Source organism: Anaeromyxobacter oryzisoli, assembly GCF_022690765.1.
GTDB classification, from domain to species: Bacteria; Myxococcota; Myxococcia; order Myxococcales; family Anaeromyxobacteraceae; genus Anaeromyxobacter; species Anaeromyxobacter oryzisoli.
On record NZ_JALCZA010000021.1, the window covers coordinates 35,278 to 61,626 of the forward strand.

23 protein-coding genes are annotated in these 26,349 nt (G+C 72.8%); 7 read left to right on the plus strand and 16 right to left on the minus strand.

From position 1 onward, the window contains the following. Window positions 1-31: 31 nt before the first annotated feature. The gene (locus MNZ27_RS09180; RefSeq protein WP_242393748.1) at window positions 32-1,309 is read right to left on the minus strand and encodes a DcaP family trimeric outer membrane transporter; all 1,278 of its coding nucleotides are present in this window, start codon (window positions 1,307-1,309) and stop codon (window positions 32-34) included. Between the two features lie 497 nt (window positions 1,310-1,806). Between MNZ27_RS09180 and MNZ27_RS09185 the strand changes: the two genes are divergently transcribed. Together MNZ27_RS09185 and MNZ27_RS09190 are read left to right on the plus strand one after the other, a co-directional pair. Continuing rightward, window positions 1,807-2,862 carry a methionine ABC transporter ATP-binding protein gene (locus tag MNZ27_RS09185; protein WP_242393749.1) on the plus strand — a complete coding sequence of 352 codons (1,056 nt, stop codon included), beginning with the start codon at window positions 1,807-1,809 and terminating at the stop codon, window positions 2,860-2,862. Then, window positions 2,831-3,511, plus strand: coding sequence for a methionine ABC transporter permease (locus MNZ27_RS09190; RefSeq protein WP_242393750.1), 681 nt, complete (start codon window positions 2,831-2,833; stop codon window positions 3,509-3,511). The genes MNZ27_RS09185 and MNZ27_RS09190 overlap by 32 nt, the downstream gene beginning before the upstream one ends. Window positions 3,512-3,812: 301 nt before the next feature. Here the strand turns inward: MNZ27_RS09190 and MNZ27_RS09195 are convergent, their stop codons facing one another. After that, window positions 3,813-4,607, minus strand: a complete 795-nt coding sequence (locus MNZ27_RS09195) for a MetQ/NlpA family ABC transporter substrate-binding protein (RefSeq protein WP_242393751.1) — start codon at window positions 4,605-4,607, stop codon at window positions 3,813-3,815. A gap of 299 nt (window positions 4,608-4,906) precedes the next feature. On the opposite strand from MNZ27_RS09195, the gene MNZ27_RS09200 reads away from it, so the two are divergent. The 3 genes from MNZ27_RS09200 to MNZ27_RS09210 all read left to right on the plus strand — a co-directional run bounded on the left by MNZ27_RS09200 (window position 4,907) and on the right by MNZ27_RS09210 (window position 7,055). Next, the gene (locus tag MNZ27_RS09200) at window positions 4,907-5,233 is read left to right on the plus strand and encodes a hypothetical protein (protein ID WP_242393752.1); all 327 of its coding nucleotides are present in this window, start codon (window positions 4,907-4,909) and stop codon (window positions 5,231-5,233) included. Window positions 5,234-5,554: 321 nt separating this feature from the next. Then, window positions 5,555-6,652, plus strand: coding sequence for a S1C family serine protease (locus MNZ27_RS09205; RefSeq protein ID WP_242393753.1), 1,098 nt, complete (start codon window positions 5,555-5,557; stop codon window positions 6,650-6,652). An 82-nt stretch (window positions 6,653-6,734) separates the two neighbouring features. Beyond that, window positions 6,735-7,055, plus strand: coding sequence for a hypothetical protein (locus tag MNZ27_RS09210; protein WP_242393754.1), 321 nt, complete (start codon window positions 6,735-6,737; stop codon window positions 7,053-7,055). Window positions 7,056-7,561: 506 nt separating this feature from the next. On the opposite strand, the gene MNZ27_RS09215 is transcribed toward MNZ27_RS09210, so the two are convergent. Further along, the gene (locus MNZ27_RS09215) at window positions 7,562-8,338 is read right to left on the minus strand and encodes an RNA methyltransferase (RefSeq protein ID WP_242393755.1); all 777 of its coding nucleotides are present in this window, start codon (window positions 8,336-8,338) and stop codon (window positions 7,562-7,564) included. Window positions 8,339-8,467: 129 nt separating this feature from the next. Here MNZ27_RS09215 and MNZ27_RS09220 point away from each other — a divergent pair, with 129 nt between their 5' ends. Beyond that, a complete protein-coding gene (locus MNZ27_RS09220; protein ID WP_242393756.1) occupies window positions 8,468-9,436 on the plus strand; it encodes a phosphoribosylaminoimidazolesuccinocarboxamide synthase in 969 nt (322 codons plus the stop codon). A gap of 22 nt (window positions 9,437-9,458) precedes the next feature. On the opposite strand, the gene MNZ27_RS09225 is transcribed toward MNZ27_RS09220, so the two are convergent. Next, window positions 9,459-9,986, minus strand: a complete 528-nt coding sequence (locus MNZ27_RS09225; RefSeq protein WP_242393757.1) for a hypothetical protein — start codon at window positions 9,984-9,986, stop codon at window positions 9,459-9,461. Between the two features lie 213 nt (window positions 9,987-10,199). Continuing rightward, entirely contained in the window at window positions 10,200-11,768 is a 1,569-nt protein-coding gene (locus MNZ27_RS09230; RefSeq protein WP_242393758.1) for a DUF3943 domain-containing protein, read from the minus strand. A 291-nt stretch (window positions 11,769-12,059) separates the two neighbouring features. On the opposite strand from MNZ27_RS09230, the gene MNZ27_RS09235 reads away from it, so the two are divergent. Next, window positions 12,060-13,076, plus strand: coding sequence for a hypothetical protein (locus MNZ27_RS09235; protein ID WP_242393759.1), 1,017 nt, complete (start codon window positions 12,060-12,062; stop codon window positions 13,074-13,076). Between the two features lie 66 nt (window positions 13,077-13,142). Here MNZ27_RS09235 and MNZ27_RS09240 read toward each other — a convergent pair whose 3' ends face one another. The 11 genes from MNZ27_RS09240 to infB form a co-directional block, all read right to left on the minus strand. After that, window positions 13,143-13,958 carry a hypothetical protein gene (locus MNZ27_RS09240; RefSeq protein WP_242393760.1) on the minus strand — a complete coding sequence of 272 codons (816 nt, stop codon included), beginning with the start codon at window positions 13,956-13,958 and terminating at the stop codon, window positions 13,143-13,145. A 693-nt stretch (window positions 13,959-14,651) separates the two neighbouring features. Further along, a complete protein-coding gene (locus tag MNZ27_RS09245; RefSeq protein WP_242393761.1) occupies window positions 14,652-16,070 on the minus strand; it encodes a sigma-54-dependent transcriptional regulator in 1,419 nt (472 codons plus the stop codon). Continuing rightward, window positions 16,045-17,361, minus strand: a complete 1,317-nt coding sequence (locus MNZ27_RS09250) for a sensor histidine kinase (RefSeq protein WP_242393762.1) — start codon at window positions 17,359-17,361, stop codon at window positions 16,045-16,047. The genes MNZ27_RS09245 and MNZ27_RS09250 overlap by 26 nt, the downstream gene beginning before the upstream one ends. A 141-nt stretch (window positions 17,362-17,502) precedes the next feature. Then, the gene (gene purB / locus MNZ27_RS09255) at window positions 17,503-18,822 is read right to left on the minus strand and encodes an adenylosuccinate lyase (RefSeq protein WP_242393763.1); all 1,320 of its coding nucleotides are present in this window, start codon (window positions 18,820-18,822) and stop codon (window positions 17,503-17,505) included. A gap of 20 nt (window positions 18,823-18,842) precedes the next feature. Further along, on the minus strand, window positions 18,843-19,289 hold the full coding sequence (gene dut / locus MNZ27_RS09260; RefSeq protein ID WP_242393764.1) for a dUTP diphosphatase: 447 nt from the start codon (window positions 19,287-19,289) through the stop codon (window positions 18,843-18,845). A 3-nt stretch (window positions 19,290-19,292) separates the two neighbouring features. Beyond that, window positions 19,293-21,455 carry a polyribonucleotide nucleotidyltransferase gene (pnp, locus tag MNZ27_RS09265; protein WP_242393765.1) on the minus strand — a complete coding sequence of 721 codons (2,163 nt, stop codon included), beginning with the start codon at window positions 21,453-21,455 and terminating at the stop codon, window positions 19,293-19,295. Between the two features lie 268 nt (window positions 21,456-21,723). Then, window positions 21,724-21,993 (minus strand): 30S ribosomal protein S15, encoded by a 270-nt coding sequence (gene rpsO / locus MNZ27_RS09270; RefSeq protein WP_242393766.1) that lies wholly within the window; start codon window positions 21,991-21,993, stop codon window positions 21,724-21,726. A 112-nt stretch (window positions 21,994-22,105) separates the two neighbouring features. After that, window positions 22,106-23,050, minus strand: a complete 945-nt coding sequence (truB, locus tag MNZ27_RS09275) for a tRNA pseudouridine(55) synthase TruB (protein WP_242393767.1) — start codon at window positions 23,048-23,050, stop codon at window positions 22,106-22,108. A gap of 4 nt (window positions 23,051-23,054) precedes the next feature. Beyond that, window positions 23,055-23,462: a 30S ribosome-binding factor RbfA gene (gene rbfA, locus MNZ27_RS09280; protein ID WP_242393768.1), complete on the minus strand. Its 408-nt coding sequence runs from the start codon at window positions 23,460-23,462 to the stop codon at window positions 23,055-23,057. A 66-nt stretch (window positions 23,463-23,528) separates the two neighbouring features. Then, window positions 23,529-23,972, minus strand: a complete 444-nt coding sequence (locus MNZ27_RS09285; protein ID WP_242393769.1) for a DUF503 domain-containing protein — start codon at window positions 23,970-23,972, stop codon at window positions 23,529-23,531. 99 nt (window positions 23,973-24,071) lie between these two features. Next, window positions 24,072-26,349: translation initiation factor IF-2 (gene infB / locus MNZ27_RS09290; RefSeq protein ID WP_242393770.1), on the minus strand; the 2,278-nt coding region annotated here is incomplete at its 5' end.

The window sequence follows — 26,349 nt, forward strand, 5'->3', positions numbered from 1 at the left end:
GCCGCCCCGGACCTGCGATCGCCTCGACCGCCTAGAAGAAGCTGTAGCGGGCCAGGGCGTTGACCCGGTGCTGCGTGCCGACGGTGAACGCGGGGTCCAGCCCGGCCGCCTCGAGCGCGGCGGTGAAGACCTTGCGCTGGCCGTAGGAGTACTCGAGCCCGAACTCGACGTTCTTGATGGGATCGTAGAACGAGTTCACGAACAGCGAGTCGATCCGCTTGTTCGCGGCGCCGGTGCCGAACGCGCTGGCGCCCGCGGCCCTCGCGAGCGCGTCGTTCGAGTCGAAGAACGTCTGCGACCAGATCACGTTCGAGCGGAAGGCGGGCGTCCAGGAGTGGGTGAGCCCCACGTGATAGGCGAGCGTCCTCCAGAGCTCGATCTTGTCGCCGACGAAGGCGGCGCCCTGGAAGAGCGAGGTGAACATGTACTTGCCGATGCCGTCGCCGCCCTGGACCGACCAGACCAGGTTGTCGGACGAGCCGGCCTTCACGCTGCCGGAGACGCCGGCGCCCCAGGCCCAGCGGCTGTCACCGACGCCGCCCGGGGTGCGGCCCTGGTACTCCTGGCCGACGCCGCGGACGTTCACGTGGCCGAAGGGGAGCGGCATCGTGAAGTTGCCCGAGATGTCCGGGGCGCGGTCGAACTCGCGCCCGACGGTGAAGCTGTTGGAGACGACCGAGTTCACCACCACGCTCTGGGGGTTCTCGACGGCGAAGGCGAGGGTCGGCCCGCCGAGGTTGAAGGTGTACCGGACGCCCGGCGCGCGGGTCAGGGCGAACGCGCCGTGCGGGTTGAAGTCCACCGTGTCGGGGAGCGACCCGAGGTCCATGAAGTTGGACCAGCTCTGGCCGACCAGGAACCCGCCCCACTCGCCGTAGGCGTGACGGAGCCGGAAGTTGGTGCCGTTGGTGGTGGCCTCCGTCGAGTAGTTGAAGGCCGAGGGCGAGTTGAAGTCACCCTCCACGCGGACGAACATGGGGCCCTTCGCGGTGGGCGTCGTCGTGGTGAGCCCCACGCGCGAGGTCCGGGCGGTCACGTACAGCCGGTCCTTGTCACGCTTGCCGTGGTCGAGCGGCTGGAACTCGAGGAACGTCGCCCAGTCGTCGCCGCGGATGTCGTCGTCGGCGCCCTTGAAGTCGTAGGTGGCGTCGAGCTCGACGAAGCCGTACAGCTTCAGCGTCGTCTCGGTGCCGGGGATCTTGAACTCGCCGGGCTTCGCGGCGGGCGTCGCGGCCTGGGCGAGCGACGCGGCGGGGAGGGAGAGACCTGCAACGACCAGTGCGGTCGCCCTGAGCTTGCGGAAATTCATGCTACCTCCGTTCACGGGGTGATTCTGCGCGAGGGTCAGAACGCGGCCGCGCATTCAATCACAAACCGATCGAGTTTCCGCATTTTTTGGGACGCCTAGCAACCCGCGGTGACGACGCGGTGCGGCCGAGCCGCGACGAGCTTGACGGAAATCGGACCAATGCGCCCGCGCGCGAGGCAAGCCTCGCGTGAGGGAGGCTGTCGTGCCGCGGACCGCGGACCGCGGGCTCGGGCCCCGCCGCGGGGTCTCGCGGCCACGGGAGCGCCGGTTCACGAGAGGCCGGTGGCGGTCACGGTGACCGGGCGCCGGGGGACGGCTTCGTCTCCGGTTTCCTGTCTCCGGTTCCCTGTCTCCGGGGCGCGCCCGGCGAAACCGAGCGCTCCCTCCTTCGGCGCCGGAGGCCGGCGGCGCTCGAAAGCGCCCCACCGTCTCGCGCCGACCGCGTTCGTCCAGTATAACGGACCTCCGCCGCCGCTCGGCGCGGCGGGACCGAGCACATGATCGAGCTCAGAGACCTCACCAAGACCTTCCAGACCGAGGGCGGCCCCGTGCGCGTCCTCAAGGGCATCTCGCTGACCGTGCAGAAGAGCGAGGTGTTCGGCGTCATCGGCCGCAGCGGGGCCGGCAAGAGCACGCTGGTCCGGTGCATCAACCTCCTCGAGCGCCCCACCTCCGGTCAGGTGATCGTCGCGGGCCAGGAGATCACGGCGCTGCGGGGCCGGGCGCTCCGGCAGGCGCGCCACTCGATCGGGATGATCTTCCAGCACTTCAACCTGCTCTCCTCGCGGACCGCGCTCGAGAACGTGGCGCTCGCCCTCGAGCTGGCCGGCCGATCGCGGCGCGCCGCGCGCGCCGCGGCCGCGCCGCTGCTGGAGCTGGTCGGGCTCGCGGACAAGCGCGGGCGCTACCCCGCCGAGCTCTCCGGGGGCGAGAAGCAGCGCGTCGGCATCGCGCGCGCGCTCGCCTCCGAGCCGGCGGTGCTGCTCTGCGACGAGGCCACCTCCGCCCTCGACCCGGAGACCACCCAGTCGATCCTCGCGCTGCTGCGGGACATCAACCGCAAGCTCGGCCTCACCGTCGTCCTCATCACGCACGAGATGCAGGTCATCAAGGAGATCTGCGACCGGGTCGCGGTCCTGGAGCACGGCGAGATCGCCGAGATGGGCCCGGTGTTCGACGTCTTCACCGCGCCCACCGCCGAGGTCACCCGGCGGTTCGTGCGCGACCTCGTGGACCGCGAGCTGCCCGCCAACCTGGTGGCGCGCCTGAACGCGCGGCCCGAGCTCGGCGGGAACCCCGTCCTGCGGATCGTGTTCCGGGGCCCCTCGGCGCACTCGCCGGTGGTGGCCGAGGTGGTCCGCCAGTTCGGGATCCTGCTCAACATCCTGCAGGCCACGGTGGACTACATCCAGGGCGCGCCCTACGGGAACGTCATCGTCGAGGCGATCGGCGGCGAGCAGGACGTGGCGCGGGCCATCGACTTCATCCGCGGCAAGGATCTCAAGGTGGAGGTGCTCGGCCATGTCGCCGGCGATGCTCGGGCTGTTGCTTGACGCGTTCCTCGAGACCCTGGTCATGGTCGGCATCTCGTCGGCCCTGTCCGCGGTGCTCGGCCTGCCGCTCGGGGTGGTGCTGGTCGCGACCAGCCCCGGCCACATCCGCGAGAACGCGATCGTGAACCGCGTGCTCGGCGCGGTGGTCAACGCCGGCCGCTCGACGCCGTTCATCATCCTCCTCGTCGCGATCATCCCGTTCACGCGGCTCGTGGTGGGCACCTCCATCGGCACCGCCGCGGCCGTCGTGCCGCTCACCATCGCGGCCATCCCGTTCGTCGCCCGGCTCGCCGAGGCGGCGCTGCGCGAGGTCGATCCGGGGCTCATCGAGGCGGCGCAGTCGATGGGCGCCACGCCGCTGCAGATCGTGCTGAAGGTGCTCGTGCCCGAGGCGCTCCCGGGCCTCGTCGCGGCGATCACGATCACGGTGGTGACCCTGATCGGCTACTCGGCGATGGCCGGGGCGGTGGGCGGCGGAGGGCTCGGGGATCTCGGGATCCGCTACGGCTACCAGCGGTTCCTGCCCGAGGTCATGCTGGCGGTGGTGATCGTGCTCATCGCGCTGGTCCAGGTCGTCCAGTCCGTCGGCGACCGCCTCGCCCGCCGGCTCAACAAGCGGCTGCTCAGGTCCCAGCAGCCGAGCGCGTGACGGGGGATCAGGCCCCGTCACACCGTCACCGTCACCGTCCCCGTCACCGGCCGTTCCGTGGGCCCGCGAACCGGGTCCCGTGGCCCGTGGCCCGTGGCCCGATCGCCCGTGATGCCGATCCAGTGGCCGGATCACGGGCAAGGGGACACGGAAACCGGGAGCGGGCACGGGAACCGGTGACGCATCACGGGCACGGGCACGCTCCGGCGCTCCGCGGTCCGAGCGCTCGAAGAACCCCGGCTCCAAAGCAAGGGGCCCGCCACCGCGCGGGTGACGGGCCCTCGAGGCCGTGCGGGCCGATCTAGAAGCCGGGGACGACGACGCCCGGCCACTTGGTGGCGATGAGCTGGCGCACCTCGTTCGAGTGGTAGGCCGCGACGAGCTTCTTCACCCACGGCTTGTTCACGTCGGCCTGCCGGACGACGAGCAGGTTCACGTAGGGCGAGTCCTTCGACTCGCGCGCGATGGCGTCCTTCGCCGGATCGAGCTTCCCCTGGATGGCGAAGTTCGTGTTGATGACGGCGACGGCCACGTCCGGGAGGAAGTTCGCGAGCTGCGCCGCGTCCGCCGCGACGATCTTCACCTTCTTCGGGTTCTCGACGATGTCGATCTCGGTCGGCGTGATGCCGGAGCCCGGGCGGAGCTTCAGGACGCCCTTCGACTGGAGCAGCAGGAGGGCGCGGCCGCCGTTGGACGGATCGTTCGGGATGGCGATCTTCGCCCCCTTCGGCAGCTGGTCGAGCGACTTGATCTTCTTCGAGTAGACGCCCATCGGGAAGACCACCGTCTTCGCCACCCCGACGATCTTGTAGCCGCGATCCTTGATCTGCTGATCCAGGTACGGCTGGTGCTGGTACGAGTTGGCGTCGAGATCGCCCTGGTCGAGCGCGGGGTTCGGGCGGGTGTAGTCGGTGAACTCGAAGACCTTGAGGTCGATCCCGTCCTTCGCGACGAGCTTCTTCACCAGCTCCGCGATCTCGGCGTGCGGGCCGTTCTCGACGCCGAGGCGGATGACCTGGGCGGCGGCGGCGGGGCGGGCGCCCAGGCCGGCGAGCGCGAGCGCGGCGGCGGCCAGGGTGTGGATGATGCGCTTCATGCGGTGCTCCTCCAACGCGCGGCCTCTCGTCGGGCCGCGCCTCTGTGGGACGTCGAACGTGGTCGGGACGGATACTAGCGGGCGGAAATTCATCCGGTCAAACGGATGCGTCAGGATGCGCACCTTCATGCCCCGGATGGGCTGGGTTGGCAACGCGATCGCGAAGCGTCTTCCGTCCGCGATAGCGGATACTTTGCCAGACGCGGGGCGGGTGCGCGTCCATCGGAGCTCCCGAGGCCTGCGGCTGCCTGCGCGGTCGAGAACTCGCTCCCTCCCCGCCTCCGTGCTACCCGGGAGGAATGGTGCGCCTCGTGCTCAAGCTCCTCTTCGCGGCCGCCGCGCTCTGGGCGATCTTCGCGTTCGTCCCCTTCGGCGGCCGCACGCTGTCCGACCGCTGGGCGACCGCTCGCTCGCCGTCCGAGTTCGTGGAGCGCACCTGGGCGGAGATGAAGGGCTCCCCGGCCGACGCGCCGCCGCGCGCCCGCCCCCCCGCCCGCTCGCACGTGCGCACCGCAGAGCCCGTTCGCGAGAAGCGCACCGCCGAGCGGCCGGTCGAGCGCCACACCGAGGCGGACCGCCGCGCCGTGGATCGGATCGTCTCCGAGCACCTGGCCGAAACGCGCTGAGAGCTTGTCGAAGAATTCGACGAGCTCTCAGGCCGACCCGCGTGAGCGGGGCGGCGGGTGGGGTGAAGCGCCCGAATTCACTTCGGGCGCGAGGGGCGGGCGACGGCCCGCCCCTCCTAGATGGTCAAGGCCCGTCGATTGTTCGACGGGCCTTGAGGGCTTCCGCCTCCCGCTTGCGCGGGGGCGAGCGAGGGTCCGCCCCTCCCTGACGCGCTCCGACCGGCCGGCGCTTGGCGGGTGCGATTCTTGCCGCGGCTCGGCCACGGTTCGCACCTTCACGCCAAGAGCTTCGCAGCGTCTCGCGGGGCCGGTGGGGGCGACATGCCAGGGTGGGCGATCCTTCTCGCGGTCCATCTGGGCGCGGCGCCCCTCGCGGTACCCGCGCCGATCTACACGGAGGCCCGGGTACCGCCCACCGCCAGCGCCGCCGGGCTGCCGGATCTGTCCAGGCTCGCGCAGGCGGCGATCCCGGCCGTCGTGGGCGTGCTCACCTCGCAGGCCGCCTCCCCGCAGTCCGGGGACGACTCGCTGAAGGACCTCTTCGAGAAGCTGCACGACGGCCCGCGCAAGGGGATCGGCAGCGGCTTCGTCATCCACCGCGACGGGTGGATCCTCACCAACGCCCACGTGATCGAGGGCGCCGACCGCGTCGAGGTCGATCTCGGCGGCGGCGCGAAGCTCCCCGCGCGCGTCGTCGGGACGGACGGCGAGTCGGACGTCGCGCTGCTCAAGGTGAACGCGCCGCACCCGCTCCCCTTCGTCCCGCTCGGCGACTCGGACCGGATCGCCGTCGCCGAGTGGGTGATGGTGATCGGGAGCCCCTTCGGCCTCGATCACTCGGTGACCGTCGGCGTCGTGAGCCACACCGGGCGCTCGGACATCTCGCCGGTCGGCCGCCCCGGCACCTACGACTTCATCCAGACCGACGCCTCGATCAACCCGGGGAACTCCGGCGGGCCCGTCCTCGACCTGCGCGGCGAGGTCATCGGGATCGCGACGGCGGTGAACGCGACCGGCCAGGGGATCGGCTTCGCGATCCCGATCAACATGGCGAAGGACATCGTGGAGCAGCTCAAGGCCCGTGGCCGCGTGGAGCGGAGCTGGCTCGGCGTGTCGGTCCGGGAGGCGCCCAGCGCGCCGGGCGTGCCCACCGCCGGCGTCGAGATCGTCGAGCTCGCGCCCGGCGGGCCGGCGGCGACCGCCGGGCTGGCGGTGGGCGACGTGATCACCGCGGTCCAGGGGCACGCCACCCGCACGCCCGCCCGGCTGCGCTGGTACGTCTCGACGGCGGGCGTCGGCCGCGAGATCGAGATCCGGCTCCGGAGAGGCGCCGGCGAGCGCGCGATCAGGGTGCCGCTCGCCGAGGTCCCCGCCCAGGAGCAGGCGCACGCGCACGCGCACGAGCTCCTTGGCGAGTAACCGGAAGGGCACGGGAAACCCGCGTCGCGCCAGGGCGTTCGGTATTGCGATCGGCGCCCGGGTCTGGTATCGAGCGCGCTCCATGGCCGAGATCACGACCTCGAAGACCAAGAAGAAGGCCCCCGCCGCGAAGAGCGGCGGCAAGAAGACCTGTACGATCGCGGGCTGCAAGCGCGCGTACCGGGCCAAGGGCCTCTGCTTCTTCCACTACAAGAAGTTCCGCCGCGGCGAGCTCGAGGGGCGACCCGCCCGCTACGACACCTGCTCGAAGCCCGAGTGCAAGAAGAAGGTGCTCGAGCACGGCCTCTGCGAGGAGCACTTCCAGGCCTGGAAGAAGTCGCGGAAGAAGAACCAGGGCGCCGCGGCCGAGACGCCTGCGCCTGCGCCCGCCGCGGCGACATAGTAACGGGGGCTGCGCCCCTGGCATTCTCCACGGGGCGTGCCGCCCCGCCCCGCCGGCGGAGCCGTCGGGGCCCAACCCCTGCTGCGCGGGGCCCGTGACCGCTCGCGGCCCCGCTTCGCGGGGGGTCGCTCGCGGTCCCCGCGCGGAGGGGCTGCGCCCCTCCCCCCGCCTACGGCGGGGCCCCTCCACCCTGCGTGACGACGTTGGGCTGCGCTTTCGCTCCGGCGTGCCGGGGCTCGCGATCGCCCGACGCGGCGCGGGCTTCCGTGCTCCGTGCTCCGTGTCCGTCACCGTCACCGTCACCGGCTTCTCCGTGATCCGTGAGCCGGGTCCCGTGGCCCGTGGCCCAGCTTTCCGTGGTCCGACCGCGCCGTCGGACTTACGGGCCAGGGGGATACGGGAGGCGGGATGCGGGCACGGGGAACGGTCACGGGCACGGTGACGGTGAACGGGGTCGCGTGCGGGCTCGATTCGGCCCTAGGCTGCGGCGCAGCCCGCGACCGCTGTCAGCGATCCCCGACCGTCGGCAGCCTCCGCTCGAGCGCGCGGATCGCGGCGACGAGCAGCTCCACCTCGCGCTGCGTGGGCTCTGCCCGCGCGAGGAGCCGCCGGAAGTCGGCGAGGATGTGCTCCGGGTTCTGCGGGTTCAGGTAGCCCGCGCGCCCGAGGAGCGCGCTCGTCCGCGCCCAGAGCGCCTCGATCGTCGCGTGCCGCGCCGGCTCGCCCACCGGCGCCGCCGCCGCGAGCGCCGCGCCCGGATCGGCCATCCGCACCTCGTAGGCGATCACCGCCACCGCCTGCGCGAGGTTCATCGAGTCGTACGCCGCCGCGGTCGGGATGGTGCACACCGCCTGGCAGAGCTCGAGCTCCGCGTCGGAGAGCCCCCGGCGCTCCTCCCCGAACACGAGCGCCACCTCGCCGGCCGCCGCGCGCCGCGCGACCTCCGCGCCGAGCGTCCGCGGGTCGAGGCGGGGGCGCCCCTCGAGCTCGCGGGACGTCGTCCCGCAGGTCCACGTCGCGGGGCCGAGGGCCGCGGGGAGGTCCACGTGGATCTCGGCCGCGTCGAGGAGGTCCGACGCCTTCCGGGCGGTACGGCGGGCGCGGGCCATCACGTCCTCGCCGGCGGTCCACGGCCCCCCGCTGCGGGGTGCCCCTCCCCAGGCCGCCGGCGCGACCACCGCGAGGCGCTCCAGGCCGAAGTTCTTCAGCGCGCGCGCCACGGCGCCGACGTTCTCTGCGCTCTGCGGGTGTTGCAGCACCACCTTGATCCTGGACGCGTCCATGCGTTTCGGGGGTCCTTCGCTCCCCCGCGGCCCGAGCCCGGGGAGCCCGCAGCCGTCCGGGCCCCCGCGCGCCGCGAGCGCCCTGATCCGGCTGCCCTCGCGCGCGGGATCCCGTATAACATCGCCGCCATGATGACCGACGAGCTGCTGCGCTCCCAGCTGCCGCACACCCTCCGGCAGATCGATCTCCCGGGTCTCGGCGACCTGTACCGCGGGAAGGTCCGCGACAACTACAGCCGCGGCGACCGGATCGTGATGATCACCACCGACCGGGTCTCCGCGTTCGACCATGTCCTCGGGACCATCCCGTTCAAGGGCGAGGTCCTCTCGCGCCTGGCCGCGTTCTGGTTCGAGAAGGTGAAGGACCTCGCGCCGACGCACCTCCTCGACCAGCCGGATCCGAGCGTGATGGTGGTGAAGCGCGCGAAGGCGCTGCCCATCGAGATCGTGATCCGCGGCTACATCACCGGCTCGCTCTGGCGCGACTACCAGGGTGGCAAGACCGACGCGTACGGCATCGCGTGGCCCAAGGGGCTGAAGAAGGACCAGGCGCTCGAGCAGGCGGTGATCACGCCCTCCACCAAGGCCGAGTACGGCAAGCACGACGAGCCGATCAGCGAGGCGGAGCTCCTGAGGCAGGGGCTCGTCTCCCCGCAGCTCTGGAGCGAGGCGACCGCGATCGCCCGCAAGCTCTTCCAGCGCGGCCAGGAGTGGGCCCGCTCCCGCGGCCTCATCCTCGTGGACACGAAGTACGAGATGGGGACGGTGGACGGCAAGCTCGTGGTCATCGACGAGATCCACACGCCGGACAGCTCGCGCTACTGGGTCGCGGACGGCTACGAGGCGCGCCTCGCGAAGGGCGCCGAGCAGGAGATGCTCGACAAGGAGAACATCCGGCAGTGGCTCATCCAGGAGCACGGGTTCTCCGGGCAGGGCAAGCCGCCGCCGCTCACCGACGATGTCCGCGTGATGCTCGCGCGCAAGTACATCGAGGTGTACGAGCGGCTCACCGGCGAGCGGTTCGTCTCGACCGTCGGCTCGGTCGAGGAGCGGATCAAGCGGAACCTCGCGGCCAAGGGCTACCTGGGCCAGCGCTGACCGCGAGCGCTCGCGCCCTCCTTCAACGGAGGCGGGCCTCGACGGCGCGCAGCGCCGGCCCGAGGTCGTCCTCCGGCGGGAGCCACGCCGTGAGCGGCAGCGGCTCGCCGGCGCGCGGGACGAGCACGAGCCGGCGGAGGTGGTCGTTCAACCCCGCCCCCGCCGGCGCCCGGAGCCAGTCCGGCAGCGCGGTCCCGGTCCGCGCCGCGTAGGCCCGCGCGCGCGCCTCGGCGCGGCGCGCCCGCGCCTCGCCCACCGTCTCGACGCCGGCGCGGTCGAAGTCCGCCAGGAGGCGGGACGCCCCGCGCGCGAAGGGAACGGCCGGCACGACCGTCACCCGCCCCGCGCCGATCCGGGTGCGCATGGCGCGCCCGCCGACGACGAGCAGCGCGACCGAGGCGGCGGCGAGCGGCGCCGAGACGGCCGGCTGGCGCGACCCCGCGACGAGCGCCGGCGCGGCGAGCAGCGCCGCGAGCACGAGGAGCGCGCGTGGCCGCGCGAGCCGCGTCACCAGCGAGAGCGCGTCCTCGCGCTCGTCCATCCGAACCATGAGGATGACCTGCCACGCGAGCGCTGCCCGCGCAAGGGCGGAGCGTTCAGGGCGACCCGTCGAGCTCCCCCGGCGACGGCATCGTCGCGCCTCGAGACGCTCGACGCGCAAGCTAGCGGCGCCAGCGTGCAAGCCCTGCGGGCCCCCTCCTCGGCGCCCACAAAGTGTAGCTCCGCCCGGGAGAGCGCCGCCGTGGCGAAGGCGAACGGCGGGTCACCCTCCGGCGAGGGCGTAATAGACCCGCACCACGTCCCCCTCTCCCGTGACGAGGGCGCCCGAGACGTCGCGGAGCCACCGGAAGTGGTGCGCCACCTCCGCGCCGACGGCGTGAGGCCCGACGATCTGGAGCAGGAACCCCGCGCTCGTCTCGACGAGCACGTCCGCGCCGGCCCCTGGGCCGTCGCCCAACACCAGGTACTGCCGGAGCGCGACGCCTCCGGACACCCGCGGATCCGCGCGCAGCCGCACGTCCAGCACGGCCTGCTCGCCGGGGCCGAACCGGTAGTCCCGCCCCTCCCCGAACCGAGGCCGATCGCCCATGGCCCCCATCAGGATGGCCGAGGCGACCGCAGAGGTCTCCAGGGCGAGGCCGCCGCCGAGCTCGGCCCGCCCGCTCGCGCCGACGCCGAGCGCGCTCGTCGACACCCGGTAGGGGCCGGTGGTGTCGAAGTCGAACGACAGGAACAGCCCCCAGAGGCCACCCACCGTCTCCGCGGGCTCGACCTTCGCGCCGACGAGGAGCCCCCGGATCCGCATGACGGCGAGGGGATCGGACACGGCGCCGTAGCCGCCCTGGAGGACGAAGTGGTCGAACGGCTCGTCGAGCTCGAGGTCCGGATCGCCCGGCAGCCCCCAGGTGAGCTCGACGCCGAGATAGGGGCGCGGCGCGCTCGTGTCGGGCCAGCCCACCCGCGCTCCGTCCCCCGCGATCCCGCCGAGCTGGAGCGCAAAGCGCGTAGACGGGATCGGCCGCGGCGCGGTCCGCCCGAGGATCTGGCCGTTCAGGGCGCTCATCGGCGAGAGCATCCCCGCGATCACCTCGTTCACCGTGCCCCCCTGGGCACGGATCGCCTCGGCGACGCGCCAGAGCGCCTCGCCGAGCACGATGCCGGCGACCGGGGTCGTCACCTGGTCGTTGACGCTCGGCAAGGTGGTCTCGCCGCCGAGCTCCCAGAGCGCGCTCGCGGCGATCGGGAACGCGGTCGAGGTCCAGAAGCCGAGCCCCGCCGAGCGCGCGGCGGCGTAGGACCAGGTGCCCTGGTACGGATGGCCGAACTGGTTGACCCAGAAGTCGTCGTCGTCGAGGACCCAGCGGCTCCGGAGGTTGCGCTCGAGCGAGTCGCCCGAGACGTGCGACCACTCCGCGTTCCCGACGTAGCGGTTCCAACCCATCATCGTGAAGTGGATCGCGAGCGCCTCGGACGTGGCGATGCCGAGCCGGCGCCGCTCCGTGAACGCGCGGGCGCCGCCCGGGAACGGCTCTCCCCCGAAGGTGGAATCTGGCGGCAGAGGGCCGAGCTCGGCACGGAGCGGGGAGGAGCCGGCCTTCGTCGGCTGCGGCGGCGCGCCGCCTCCGAGGAGAGCCGGGGTGGCCAGGGCTCTGGCTTCGGCGGGGATGACCTCGGTGACCGCGGCCGTCTGGACCACGTCTCCTCTTCCGACGACGGTGCGCGTGGTCGGCGCGGCCGATTCGCGCTCGCCCTCCGTCGCCGCGTGGATGCGCGCAGGCGCCGCAGCGAGGGCGAGCAAGGCCGCGAAGGCGATGAGGCGGGAGGAGGCCACCGCGCGTCTCCATGCAAGTTCATCGCCGATCCCCTCCGATGTAGGCGTGAACGCCAATTCGCGGCCTCTTGCGCGCTACGCCGTTCCCGGTGAGGTGTCGGGCTTCTGGACGAGCCGTCCTCGTTTCCGACAACCCGAAGCAGACGTACCGACGAGTTCCGCGACAGGTGCATGTTCGAGGCAGGCACGCTCGCTGCACCTGAGCCCGCCATGTCGCACGGCACACGGCGAAGACGAGGCGCGGCCCATCCGATCCGTCCCGAGCCCGCGTGGCGCGCCGTCGGGCTGATCGTGGCGCTCGCGTGGACGCTCTCGGGCGTCGGCTGCGCGGCGCACCTGCCGCGGACCGGCGAGCCGCTGGCCTTCCTCGAGCGCAGCACCATCTCGACCGCCACGCAGCACGATCAGGCGTTCGAGGCCCGCCCGGCCGTCCACGTGGTGCTGCACAACGGGCTCGAGGCCCCGGAGATCCTCGAGCAGGGCGGCACCGCCGCCGTCGCGCTGCTCTCGTTCCTCGGGGACTTCCGGATCTGGCGCTTCGACTCCGCGCCGGTCCGCACGCCCACGTACGAGCCGCGGGCGCGCCTCCAGATCTTCCACGTCGCCCTCCTCGGCGCGCCGGAGGACCCGCTCGATCCCGTGGACCGCCCCCACCGGCTCGTCGGCGCGCTCTCGTTCGACCTCGCGCACCGATCGAACGGGGCGGACGGCTGCGCCCTCGCCGATCACGTGCGCGTGGGCAAGTCCGACTTCGCCTGCGAGCCGACCACCGACCCGCCGTCGACCGCGCTCAACGTCCGCGACGGCTCCTTCACCACGAACTACGGCGCCGCCGGGCTCGGGGTCCGCTGGTTCCCCGGGAGCGGCGCGGTCCTCCCCGCCGGCAGCGCCCTGTCGGCGACCACCACGTTCGAGTGGAACTTCCCGTGCCACCTCGACGCGTGCATGCCGACGCAGATGAGGGCGCGCTACGGCACGGTGCGGGCGCTCTGGTCGGCGGAGGCGGAGCTCCCGCTGCCCGTCGCGCCGGCGTGGACCGCGCCGACCGGCCTCCGCGTGCGGGTGGGGGCGGAGGGCTCGGTGCACCTCGCCACCGCCGACGGGCGGCGCCCGTGGACCGAGTTCGCGGCGGAGGTCGCGGTCCTCCACCAGGTGCCGCGCGGCCTCGATCTCGGCCTGTTCGTCCGGCGACACCAGGGGCCGGACTACCTCAACATCCACTTCGAGGAGCGGCTCGACGCGTGGATCGTCGGGCTCGTCGTCGACCCGTCCCCGGCGAGCGCCCTCGTCCCCTCGCGCGCGCCCTGACCGGCGGCGCGCAGCCCATGATCGTGACGCGGGGTGGAGGGACCCGGCCGCAGGCGTGACCATTCATCACATCGTCCCGGCCCCGCATCCGCTCCGCGAGGCGTTTCGTGGTGGGGGACCGCGAGTACGAGCGGCCTCGAGGATCTCCTCGGTGCTGGCGCCGAAATGCGAATGAGAGAGCGCATCCCGCGCGGAGTCGAGCTTCGCGAGGAAGCGGCGGGAGACGTTGAAATGAAGGCGCCGGAGGTCGGCGCTGAGCGGCTCGACCGATTCGGCGCGGGCTTCGCGGGAAGATGGGGCGTGCGCCGCGGTGCGCGGAGAATTGGCATCGACAAGGTTTTCCGGCGAACCTCTCGCCTCGAGCAGCTCGAACGGTGCCGCCGTGACGACGTTCGGAGCCGCGACCGGGAGCGCCGCCGCCGCGACCTCGAGACGCGGAACGATCTCCTCCGTGGCCGGGGCGCGCACCGCCGTCACGATCTCGCGACGCGGCGGTTTCCCGACCGGCTTGATCTCGGCCGCAACCTCCGCCGCCTCGTGCTTCGAGCGGTGGAAGAACCGCGGCAGGACCTCGACCCGGTTCTCGGGCGAGATCACCTTCGCCAGCTCCGCGATGCTCGAGATGCAAAGCCTCCCGTCGCGCAGCGGCTCGATGACCTCGGGAAACCGCTGCACCAGCTCGGCCGCCGTCCTCCGGTAGAACGCGGCCCCCTTCGAGAGCCCGAGCTCACGATGGAGGAACCAGAACTGGCTCGAGTAGCCGAGCTCGACCCAAAGCCGACGGCGATCGAAGTCGGCGAGAGCGACCAGGAAGTCGGCCATGCAGTCGTGCTCGCGGCGGAGGAGCTCGGAGAGCCGGGCGGAGAGATCGCGTGCGTGCATGAACCAATGGTCTCACGGGATTTCACGACCTCCCCAGGCGCACGCATTCGCGCCTGGGCGCGAGAACGGGAACGGTCCCTCGCGCCTCGGCTCCGCGCGGACTCGCGGCGCATGGCGCCCGCGCGGCGCTGCGAGAGAGGCCTATTCGGACGACCTGGGCTCGCGAAGCGTCACCCACCGGAAAGTGCGTCAACAGCCGATCAGTGAAATCGGGGGTTCCCGCGAAAGGGCTGCTGCCCAACGCTCACCGTGAAGCCGTCGGCCGCCTCGCGAACGGACGGCAGCGCGACGTGCGATTCAGCCCACGGTGCCGGCGAAGGACTCGTAGCGCCCTCGGCGAAACGCGGGCCTCTTCGGGCCCGATCCTGCGCAGACGGTTCCCATGGCACCGTGACGCCGCGGCCTTTTCATCTTCCGAGCCCGGACCACTCGTCCTTCAGGGCCGTTCGCCTGCACGAGCCCTCGTCGACCGGTCCTGCTCTCTGCCCGGGGTTGTGTTGAATCAAGAGGCCGCAGGCGGGGGGAGGGGCGCGGCCCCTCCGCGCGGGGACCGCGAGCGGACCCGCGAAGCGAGGCGCGAGCGGTCACGGGACCCGCTACGCCGAGTGGGGCGATGATCGAAGACGCGCACGCATCGCGTGCGCTGGGCAGCTTCGCTGGACGGGGCGGGGCGCAGCCCCGCTGGATCTCAGCTCAGCGCCTGCCGCCGTAGTCCGGGGCGAGGCCGAAGCGCTTCAGGCGATCGATGAGGGTGCCGCGGGAGACGCCGAGCCGGCGCGCCGCCTCGGACTGGTTCCCGCGGGCGTCGGTCATCGCGCGCGCGACGATGCTGCGCTCCACCGCCTCGAGCTGCTCGCGCAGCGTGAGCGGACGGCCCGGCTCCCGCGTCGCGGGCCCCTCCGCGTCCGCGTCCGCCTCCGCGCCGCCGGTCGGGGCCGCGGCGGCGCTCGGCGCCGCCGACGCGCCCGGCGCGGGCTCGAGCGCCTCCGGGCCGATCTCGCCGCCCGACGAGAGCGCGACCAGCCGGGCGACGGTGTTCTCGAGCTGGCGCACGTTGCCGGGCCAGTCGGCGGCGACGAGCCGCGCGACGAGCGCCGGCGAGAGCCGGACGTCGGGGACCCCGAACCGCTCCGCGTAGTGGCGCAGCAGCTCGGCGGCGAGCTCCGGGATGTCCTCGCGCCGGTCCCGGAGCGGCGGGACCACCAGCTCGACCACCGCGAGCCGGTAGTACAGGTCCGCGCGGAACCGACCGGCGCGCACCTCGGCCTCGAGCTCGCGGTTCGTGCACGCCACGATCCGGACGTCCACCTTCTCGAGCCGCGCCGCCCCGACCGGCTGGATCTCCCCGTCCTGGAGCGCGCGCAGGAGCGCCGCCTGGACCCCGAGGGGCAGCTCGCCGATCTCGTCCAGCACCAGGGTCCCGCCGTCCGCCTGCGCGAAGAACCCGGGGCGGGCCTGCACCGCGCCGGTGAACGCGCCGCGGGCGTGGCCGAACAGCTCCGCCTCGGCCAGCTCCGGCGGGATCGCGGCGCAGTTGAAGCGGACGAGCGGCCCCGTCGCGCGGCGGCTCTCGGCGTGCAGGAGCGAGCCGACGAGCTCCTTCCCCACCCCGGTCTCGCCGCGGACGAGCACCGTCACGTCCTTCCCGGCGACCCGCGCCACGGCGTCCAGGAGGCGGCGCATGGGGGCGGACGTCCCGACGATGCGCCGCCCGATCGCCTGCTCGGCGCGGAGCCGGCGGCTCTGCGTCCGGAGCGCCCGGGCCTCCGCGGCGCGATCGAGCACGAGCGCCATCTCGTCCACGTCGAACGGCTTCGAGACGTACTCGTAGGCGCCCGCCTTCATGGCGCGGACCGCGATCCGCTCCGAGCCGTGGGCGGTCAGGAGCACCACCGGGAGGGCCTCGTCGCGCTCGTGGACGGCGCGGAGCAGCTCGAGGCCGTCCATCCCCGGCATCGCGAGGTCGGTCACCACCACGTCGGCCCCCTCGAGCGCCGCGAGGGCTTCGGCGCCGGAGGCGGCGAGGACCGCCTCGTGCCCCTGCGAGCGCGTCAGCTCCGCGAGGGCGGCGCGCACCGCCGCGTCGTCATCGACGAGCAGGATACGGGCCATGCCCCCCTCCCGCGGCGCACCGGAGCGGCAGCGTCGCGATCGCGGTGGTGCCCACACCCGGCGCGCTCTCGAACCGCAGGGCGCCGCCGTGCTGCACGAACGCCGCCCGCGCGAGGACCACGCCGAGCCCGGTGCCCTCGTCGCGCGTGGTGAAGAAGGGCGTCCCGACGCGCGCCAGCACGTCCGGCGCCATGCCGCGCCCGCTGTCCCGGATGCGGATCGACGCGATGCCGTCCACGCGCTCGACCTCCACGTCCACCCGGCCGCCGCGCGGCGTCGCCTCCACCGCGTTCGCGACGAGATTGAGGAGCGCCTCCTCGACCCGGCGCGGGTCGGCGTCCACGACCGCCTTCCCGGAGAGCCCGAGCGCGACGCCCGCCGCCTCGGCCCGCGCCGACACCGCCGCGAGCACGTCGCCGGCGATCGCGCCGAGGTCGAGCGGCTCGGGGGCCAGCGGCCGGAGCGGGCGCGAGAAGGAGAGGTAGTCCTGGAGCGTGCCCTGCATCCGCTCGACCTCGCGCTCGATCGTCTCGAGGCGCTCGTGGCTCGCCGCCTCGGCGGGGTTCCGCGCGCCGAGCTGCACGAGCGCCTTCACGGCGGTGAGCGGGTTCTTGAGCTCATGGGCGACCGTCGCGCCGACCTGCTCGAGGCTCCGCGCCCGCGCCAGCGCCGCGCGGGCCGCCGCCTCGCGCGACCGGAGGAACGCCCCCTGCGTGCCGCGCAGGGCGTCCACCGTGAAGGACACGTTGGTCCCGACCACCACCACCGCCACGAACAGCCCCGCGAGGACGATGAGCTCGAACGCCGGCGACGGCACCCGCGGCCCGACCCAGGCCGGCGGGAGCAGGGCGAGCACCACCGCCAGCGAGAAGGTGAGCGCGCCGAGCAGCGCGGTCCGGCGGCTCGGCCCGAGGATCGCGACGCCCGCGAGGAACGGGACGACGTGGGTCGCGACGAGCGGGCTCTCGAGGCCGCCGGTCATGGCGAGCTGGACGGCGCCCGCGATGGCGAACAGGAACAGGTGCACCGCGCGCCCGGGCAGGTCGCCCGCGCGATCCCAGAACAGCTCGCCCTCCCGGGTCCGCGGGATGCTCCGGAGCAGCACGAGCTCGGAGACCGTCTGGGCCAGGTAGCAGCAGACCAGCACGCCGATGCGCCACGGCGGATAGCCCACGAGGGCGAGCGCGGCGATGACGCCCCACAGGAGCGCCCCGTGCGCCAGCTTGGAGGCGATCAGCCGGCGCACCGACAGCGCGATGGCGCACGGCGTCCAGTCGGGGCAGGGGGCCACGTCCCCGCCGTTCGCAAGTTCCGGGCCAGCGCCGGCCGGCGCGCAGAAGGCGGCCGCGGCCGCCGCGCACTCCGCGCCCGCTGTCGGCGGGCTGGACACTCCGTCCGGTCCGTGAACGTCCTCTGGCACCGCGCCCCCTCGCTAGGGCTCCCCGAACACCCGGCGGAAGATCGTGTCCACGTGCTTCAGGTGGTAGCCGATGGCGAAGCAGGCGTCGATCTCGTCGGCGGAGAGGAGGCGGCTCACGTCCGGATCCCGCTTGAGCGCCGTCCGGAAGTCCACCTTCTCCTCCCAGACCTTCATCGCGTTCCGCTGGACGTACACGTAGCCCTGCTGCCGGGCGACGCCCTTCCCCACCAGCGCGAGGAGCACGCGCTGGGCCTCGTAGAGGCCGCCGGTGAGGTTCAGGTTCTCGAGCATCCGCTCGGGGTAGACCCGCAGGTTCTCGATCATCCCGGCGAAGCGGTTCAGCGCGAAGTCGAGGGTGATGGTCGCGTCCGGCGCGATCACCCGCTCCACGGAGGAGTGGCTGATGTCGCGCTCGTGCCAGAGGGCCACGTCCTCCAGCGACGCCAGCGCCCAGCCGCGGAGCAGGCGCGCCAGCCCGGTGAGGTTCTCGGACAGGATCGGGTTCCGCTTGTGCGGCATCGCCGAGCTGCCCTTCTGCCCGGGCGTGAACGGCTCCTCCGCCTCGCGCACCTCGGTGCGCTGGAGGTGACGGACCTCGATCGCCTGCTGCTCCAGGGTCGCCCCGGCGAGCGCGAGCGCGGTGAAGAACTCGGCGTGGCGGTCGCGGTTCACGACCTGCGTCGCCGCGCCCTCGCCGCCCTCGAGGCCGAGCTTCTCCATCACGAACGCCTCGACGCGCGGGTCCACGTTCGCGAACGTCCCGACCGCGCCGGAGATCTTCCCGACCGCGACGGTCTCGCCCGCGCGGGCGATCGCGTCGCGGCGCCGCGTCCAGGCGTCGTACCAGCCGGCGAGCTTGAGGCCGAAGGTGACCGGCTCGGCGTGGATGCCGTGGCTGCGGCCGATCATCGGCGTCCGGCGGTGCTCGAGCGCCCGCCGCTTCACCGCGGCCAGCACCCGGTCCACGTCGGCGAGGAGGAGCGCGGTCGCGTCGCGGAGCTGGACCGCGAGCGTCGTGTCGAGCACGTCGGAGGAGGTCATCCCCTTGTGCAGGTGGCGCGCGGCCGGGCCGCCCTTCTCCTCGACGAAGGTGAGGAACGCGATGACGTCGTGCTTGACCGTCCGCTCGATCTCGTCGATGCGCGCGACGTCCTGCGCGGAGAAGCGGTAGCCGTCGAACGTCCGCCGGAGCGTCGCCAGGTCCTCGGCGGGCACCTGGCCGAGCCCCACCATCGCCTCGCAGGCGAACAGCTCGACGTCGAGCCAGATCCGGAGCCGGTGCTCCGGGGACCAGATGTCGCCCATCTCGGCGCGGGTGTAGCGCGGGATCATGTCTGTCCTCCGGTTGAAGCCTACTGGTGACCGGTCGAGCCGAACCCGCCGTCGCCGCGCCCGCTGTCGGAGAGGGCGTCGACGAGGACGAGCTCGGCCTGCACGACCGGGGCGATGACGAGCTGGGCGATCCGGTCGCCCCGCGCGAACCCCACCGGCGCCTGCCCGTGGTTCACGAGCAGGACGCCGACCTCGCCGCGGTAGTCCGAGTCGATCGTGCCCGGCGCGTTGACCATCCCGATCCCGTGGCGCAGGGCGAGCCCGGAGCGGGGCCGCACCTGGCCCTCGTAGCCGGGCGGGATCTCGACGGCGAGGCCGGTGGGGACGAGCCGCCGCTCGCCGGGGGCGAGCGTGACGGCCTCGTCGGCGCGGAGATCCAGCCCGGCCGCGCCCGGGGACTCGTAGCGGGGGAGATCGAGCGGCGCGCCGCGGTTCGCGACGCGCCGGATCTGGATCGTGACCGCCACGACCTACGACTTGGTGGGCTCCGTCGGCGCCGCCTCGCCCTTCTTGCCGGCGGCGTCGGCGAGCGCCTCCTTGCGGCTGAGGCGGATCTTGCCGGAGCGGTCCACCGAGATGACCTTCACGAGCACCTCCTCGCCCTCGGAGAGCACGTCGCTCACGCTCTTGACGCGCTTGTCCGCCAGCTCGGAGATGTGGACGAGGCCGTCGGTGCCCGGGAAGATCTCCACGAAGGCGCCGAACTCGGCGATCTTGCGGACCGTGCCGAGGTAGGTCTTCCCGACCTCGGCCTCCTGGGTGAGGCTGCGGATCATCTTGATCGCCGCCTCGACCTTCTCGTTGTTCGGGCTGGCGATGGAGACGGAGCCGTCGTCCTCGATGTTGATCGAGGTGCCGGTGCGGGCGGTGATGTCCTTGATGGTCTTGCCGCCGGGGCCGATGATGTCCTTGATGCGCTCCGGGCGGATCTTGATGGTCGTGATCCGCGGGGCGTAGGCGCTGATCGACGCACGCGGCGTCTGGAGCGCCTTCGCCATCTCGCCGAGGATGTGCGCGCGGCCCTGGGCGGCCTGGGCGAGCGCCTTCTCCAGGATGTCGCGGGTCACGCCGCCGATCTTGATGTCCATCTGGATCGACGTGATGCCGTCCGCGGTGCCGCAGACCTTGAAGTCCATGTCCCCGAGGTGATCCTCGTCGCCGAGGATGTCGGAGAGGATGGCGATCTTCTCGCCCTCCTTGATGAGCCCCATGGCGATGCCGGCCACCGGCTTCTTGATCGGCACGCCGGCGTCCATCAGGGAGAGGCACCCGCCGCAGACGGACGCCATCGAGGACGAGCCGTTCGACTCCATGATGTCGGAGACGACCCGGACCGTGTAGGGGAACTTGTCCGGATCCGGCATCACCTGGCGGAGCGCGCGCTCGGCGAGGGCGCCGTGGCCGATCTCACGCCGGCCCGGGGAGCGGAGGAACTTCACCTCGCCCACCGAGAACGGCGGGAAGTTGTAGTGCAGCATGAACTTCTTGAAGCTCATGCCGGTGAGCATCTCGATGCGCTGCTCGTCCTCGGCGGTGCCGAGGGTCGTGGCCACGAGGGCCTGCGTCTCGCCGCGGGTGAAGAGGGCCGAGCCGTGGACGCGGGGGAGGAGCCCCACCTCGCAGGTGATCTTCCGGATGTCGGTCGTGCCGCGGCCGCCGATCCGCCGACCGCCGTCGGTGATCATCCTGCGCATGTACTCGTACTTCACGTCCTCGTAGTAGCCCTTGATCTCCTTCTCGCGGAGGACGAGGTTCGCGAGCTTCGCCGCGTCGCCGGCCGCCTCCTCCTTGAGCGCCGCGAGGAGCTCCTTCTTGATCTCCGAGAGCCGGCCGTAGCGGTCGTGCTTCTCGTCGCGGCCGTAGGCCTCCTTCACCTTCTCCCAGGTGAGCGCCTTCACCTTGGCGCGGAGCTCGAGGTCGTTCTTGGGCGGCTCGAAGGCGCGCTTCGGCTTGTTGCCGGTCGCCTCGCGGAGCGCGTCCTGCGCCTCGAGGAGCCCCTTCACGGCCGCGTGGCCGAAGAGGAGCGCGTCGATCATCACCGCCTCGCTCACCTCGGCGGCGCCGCCCTCGACCATGACGAGCGCGTCCTTCGAGGCGGCCATCACCACGTCGAGGTCGCACTCGGCGCGCTGGGCGATCGACGGGTTCGCCACGAACTGGCCGTTCAGGCGGCCGACGCGGACGCCGGCGATGGGGCCGTTGAACGGGATGTCCGAGATCTGGAGCGCCGCGGACGCGCCGGTGAGGGCGAGGACGTCCGTGTCGGTCTCCTGGTCGAAGGACACGACGGTCGCGATGATCTGCGTCTCGTTCGCGTAGCCCTCGGGGAAGAGCGGGCGGCAGGAGCGGTCCACGAGGCGGGAGGTCAGCGTCTCCTTCTCGGTGGGCCGGCCCTCGCGACGGAAGTAGTTGCCCGGGACCCGGCCGGCGGCGAAGAGCTTCTCCTGGTAGTCCACGGTGAGCGGGAAGAAGTCGATGCCCTCCTTCTTCTCGGCCGCGGAGACCGCCGTGACGAGCACGATCGAGTCGCCCGCGCGGACCCAGACCGCGCCGTGCGCCTGCTTCGCGATCTTGCCCGTCTCGAGGGTGATCTCCTTGCCGCCGACGACGGCGGACTTCTGAATGGGGGTCATGTGCACCTTCCTTCGGGCCGGCGCGCGTGCGCGCCTCGGCCCCTGGTCCCGCTGCGGCCGGTTCACGCCCTCGGGATCGGGAGGTGCCTCTGTTCCTCACTCCGCCGCCCCTCGCTCGGAGAGGCGGCCCAGTCGGAAACGGAAGCGACTTCTCGGTCCCTCGCGCGACCCGGTCCGGCGGGCGCGTTCACTGCATGTCTTCGCGCCTCCGACCCCGGAAGCGCGAGCGCCCCGGCCCAGTCGGCCGAGGCGCCGTTCCCGACCCCGCCTACTTGCGGATGCCGAGCTGATCGATGAGGGCCTTGTACCGGCCCTGGTCCGCCGTCCTGAGGTAGTCGAGCAGGCGGCGGCGCTGGCCGACGAGCTTCAGCAGGCCCCGGCGGCTGTGGTGGTCCTTCTTGTGCGTCTTGAAGTGCTCGGTGAGGTAGGTGATCCGCTCGCTGAGCAGCGCCACCTGGACCTCGGGAGACCCGGTGTCCTTCTCGTGCCGCTTGTACTTCGCGACGATCGCCTGCTTCTTCTCCTGGACCAGCGCCATAGCGTGCTTCCTTTCGGGGTTCGGGCTCACCGCAGCGAGGGCGAAGGCGCGCGCCTCGGGCCGCAGGGAGCCTCTCGTGAAAGCGGGGTCTTAAGCGATCCAGCGGGAGGAGTCAATGTTCGGGGGCCACGGCGGGCGGGCGGAGGTCCGCCGGCCCGAGGAGCACGCGCAGGGTCCGCAGGCGCCCGTCGCCCGGGCCGCAGACCGCGACGAGCCGCCCGTCCGGGGCGAGCGCGCGCGTGACGCCCGCGGGCGCGCCGGGGGGCCGGGCGACCGGCCGGCCGTGCACCAGATCGAGCGCCTGCTGCCACGAGAGGGGCAACGCCGGGACGAACCCGAGCGCGTCGGCGAGCGAGACGAGCCGCGCCCGGAGCGCCTCCGCGTCCTCGCGCGCGAGCGCCTCCGCGGCGTCGAGGGGGATCGCCTGCTCGATCCGGAAGCCGCTCGACATGGTGCGCCGGAGCGCGGCGAGGTGCGCCGGGACGCCGACCGCCCGCCCGACGTCGACGGCGAGCGTCCGGACGTAGGTGCCCTTGCCGCATCGCACCGTGAACCGCGCCAGCGCCAGGCCGTCCGCGGGCGGCGCGAGGTCCACGAGGTCGAAGGCGTCCACGCGCACCCGCCGCGGAGCGCGCTCCACGGCCTCGCCGGCCCGGGCGGCGCGGTGGAGCCGCCTGCCGCCGACCCGGACCGCCGAGTACATCGGGGGAATCTGATCGATCCAGCCGACGAGCCGGGCGGCCGCGGCGCGCAGCGCGTCGGCGGTCACGGCGCCGGGATCGCCGCGCGCGATCACCCGTCCCTCGCCGTCCTCGGTGTCGGTCGCCGCGCCGAGCGCGACGGTCGCCTCGTACGCCTTGTCGCCGTCCATCAGGAACTGCTGGAGCTTCACCGCGTCGCCGACGCACACGGCGAGCACGCCGGTCGCGGCGGGGTCGAGCGTCCCGGCGTGGCCGGCGGTGCTCGCGTCGAGCGCGCGGCTCACCCGCCTCACGACGTCGAAGCTGGTCGGGCCGGCGGGCTTGTCGATCACCAGGACGCCGGAGGGGCCGGGCACGTCGCTAGTCCCGCCGGTCGCCGGGGAGGTCCGGCGCCGCGGTCGCCTCGGCGCGCGCGGCGTCCTGCGCCTTCGCCTCCTTGAGGAGGCGCTCGATCCGGTCGCCGCGGGCGACCGACTCGTCGTAGACGAAGCGGAGGTGGGGCGTGTGGCGGAGCTTCAGGCTCCTCGCCACCTCGCGCTGCAGGAAGGTGGCGGCCGCGCGGAGCCCCTCGAGCGTCTGCTCGCGGACCGCGTCGTCGGCGTGGATCGAGACGTAGACCGTGACCTCCTTGAGGTCCGGCGACATCTTCGCGCCGGTCACGGTGACGAACCCGGTGATGCGCGGGTCCTTGAGACCGCGCGCGAGGACGGCGGTCAGCTCGTGCCGGAACTCCTCCGCGACGCGGGCGGGGCGGTTGTGGGTGGTCACTCTCGTTGCCTGCTTTCTGGCCGGGGCTTCGCGCGCCGGGCTCGGCGCCCGGCCTTCGTCCGTCCGCTACTCGTCGCGATCGTCCCAGCGCGGCCGGGGCCGCGGCCGCGGGAAGCGGGGCGCGGCCGGCGACTCGCCGCCCTCGTCGCGATCCTCCCAGGGCGCCGCCCCCTCGGCCTCGGCCAGGGTCCGGGTGGAGCCCTCGCCGATCCCGTCGCCGTACGGGACGATCTCGAGATCACGGTCGGTGACGAGGATCTGGCCGCCGTGCATCGACGACACGAAGTCGGCGACCTTGTCGAGCACCTCGTTCACGAACGCGTGGTCGTTGCCCACGGCGGCGACGCCGACCACGCTCTTCTGCCAGAGATCGTGCTCCGCGACCTCCGCGATGGACACGTTGAACCGCGCCTTCACCCGGTCCAGGGCGGAGCGGAGCAGGTGCCGCTTCGACTTGAGCGACCCCGGCTCCGGCAGGTGGACCGTCAGCCTGAGGACCCCGACGAACATGACCCACCTCCGCGGAGAGCCTCAGGCCGGGCGCAGGCATGCCGGGCCTCGGGCCGGGGAGAGACGCCCCCGGGGCCCCGAGGTCCGAGGCGTCGCGCCCTAATCGAGAGACTGGCGGATCTCCTCCAGCTCGTAAACCTCGAGGATGTCGCCGGCCTTCACGTCGTTGAAGTTCTCGAGCCCGATGCCGCACTCGAAGCCGGCGGCGACCTCGCGCACGTCGTCCTTCACCCGCTTGAGCGACGAGATCTTGCCGTTGAAGATCACCTTGCGGTCGCGGAGCACGCGGACGTGGCCGGTGCGCTTCACCACGCCCTCGGTGACCGCCGAGCCGGCGATGGCGCCCACGCGCGGGATGTTGAAGACCTGGCGGATCTCGGCCTTCCCGAGCGCCTTCTCCTTGATGATGGGCTCGAGCAGCCCGGCCATCTCCTCCCGGATCTTGTCGACGGCCTCGTAGATGATGTTGAAGAGCAGGATCTTCACGCCCTGCTGGCTCGCGATGCTCTCGACCTTCGTCTCGGGCTTGGTGTTGAAGCCGACGATGACGCCCGTCCCCGCCGCGGCGGTGAGGACGTCGGACTCGGTGATCGCGCCGACGCCCGCGTCGAGGATCTCGACCCCGACCTTCTTGGTCGCGGCCTTCTCGAGCGCCTGCGCCACCGCCTCGACCGAGCCCTGGACGTCGGCCTTCACGACGACGTTCAGCACCTTGCCGCCGCTCTTCGCCTTCGCGAAGAGGTCCTCGAGGGTCGCGCGCTTGACGCTCGAGAGCTCCTTCTGGCGCGCCTTCTCGGCGCGGTGCTCGGCGACCTCCTTGGCCGCCTTCTCGTCCTGGACGACGTCGAACTCGTCGCCGGCGACGGGCACGCCGGAGAGGCCGAGCACCTCGACCGGGTAGCCGGGCGGCACGTCGTCCACGTGGTCGCCGCGCTCGTTCATCATGGCGCGGACGCGGCCGTAGTGGCTGCCGGTGACGACCGCGTCGCCGACGCGGAGCGTGCCCTCCTCGACGAGCACGGTCGCGACCGGGCCGCGCCCCTTCTCGAGCTTCGCCTCGATGACGCGCCCCGCGGCGAGCTTCTCCGGGTTCGCCTTGAGCTCGAGCACCTCGGCCTGCAGCGCGATGTACTCGAGCAGCTCCGGGATCCCCTGCTTCGTGCGCGCGGAGACCGGCACCATGATGGTCGTGCCGCCCCACTGCTCCGGGACGAGCTCGTACTCGGTGAGCTGCTGCATCACGCGCTCGGGCGTGGCGCCCGGCTTGTCGATCTTGTTGATCGCGACGAGGATCGTCACGCCCGCGGCCTTCGCGGCCTTGATCGACTCGATCGTCTGGGGCATCACGCCGTCGTCCGCGGCCACCACGAGGACGACGAGGTCGGTCACCTGCGCGCCGCGCTGGCGCATCGCGGTGAAGGCCTCGTGGCCCGGCGTGTCGAGGAAGGTGATCGGGCCCTGCGCCGTCTGGACGCTGTAGGCGCCGATGTGCTGGGTGATGCCGCCCGCCTCGCCCGCGGCGACGTCCGCCTGGCGGATCGCGTCGAGCAGCGACGTCTTGCCGTGGTCGACGTGGCCCATCACCGTCACGACCGGCGGCCGGATGACGAGCTTCGACTCGTCCTCCGCCACCTCCGGGATGAACTCCTCGACCTCGAAGCCCTTCTTCTGGACGCTGTAGCCGAAGTCGGTCGCGAGGAAGGTGGCGGTGTCGGCGTCGATCTGCTGGTTGATCGTCGCCATCTTCCCGGCCTGCATCAGCTTGCGGATGAGGTCCGCCGCCTTCACGCCCATCGCCTGGGAAAGCTCGGAGACCGAGATCGACTCCTCGATCCGGATGACCTTCTTGTGCTCGGCCTTCTCGGTGATCTGCGTCTTGGCTCCCTTCTTCGTGGGCCTCTTCTTCTTGCCGCGGATCGGGATGTAGGCGCGATCGCTGATCGCGGCCTGGAGCAGCTCCTTCCCGCTCAGGCTCTTCGCGGCCTCCTCCGAGACGGGGCGGCCGGCGCCGCGGCGCCGGTTGCGGTCGCGGGAGACGTCGATGAACTCGCGGTCACGGCCGAGCGAGCCGGGGACGACCTTCAGCTCGCGGACGGGGCCGAGCGCGCGCGGGCCCGGGGCGACCGGGTACGAGGTGCGCGAGCCGGTGGGCGGCGTCACCCGGCGCACCGGGATGAGCGGCCGGGAGATGACCACCGCCTGCGTCGCGGTCGGCCGGAGCGTGCGCGGATCGACGGGCGGCTGCTGCGGCGCCGCGGACATGGGCGCCCCGGGGCGGGCCGGGCCCGCCGCGGGCACGCCGGGACGCGGCGGCTGCGCGGATACGCCGGGACGCACCGGCTGGCCAGCGGCGGGGCGCGGCTGCGCGGTGGTAGCG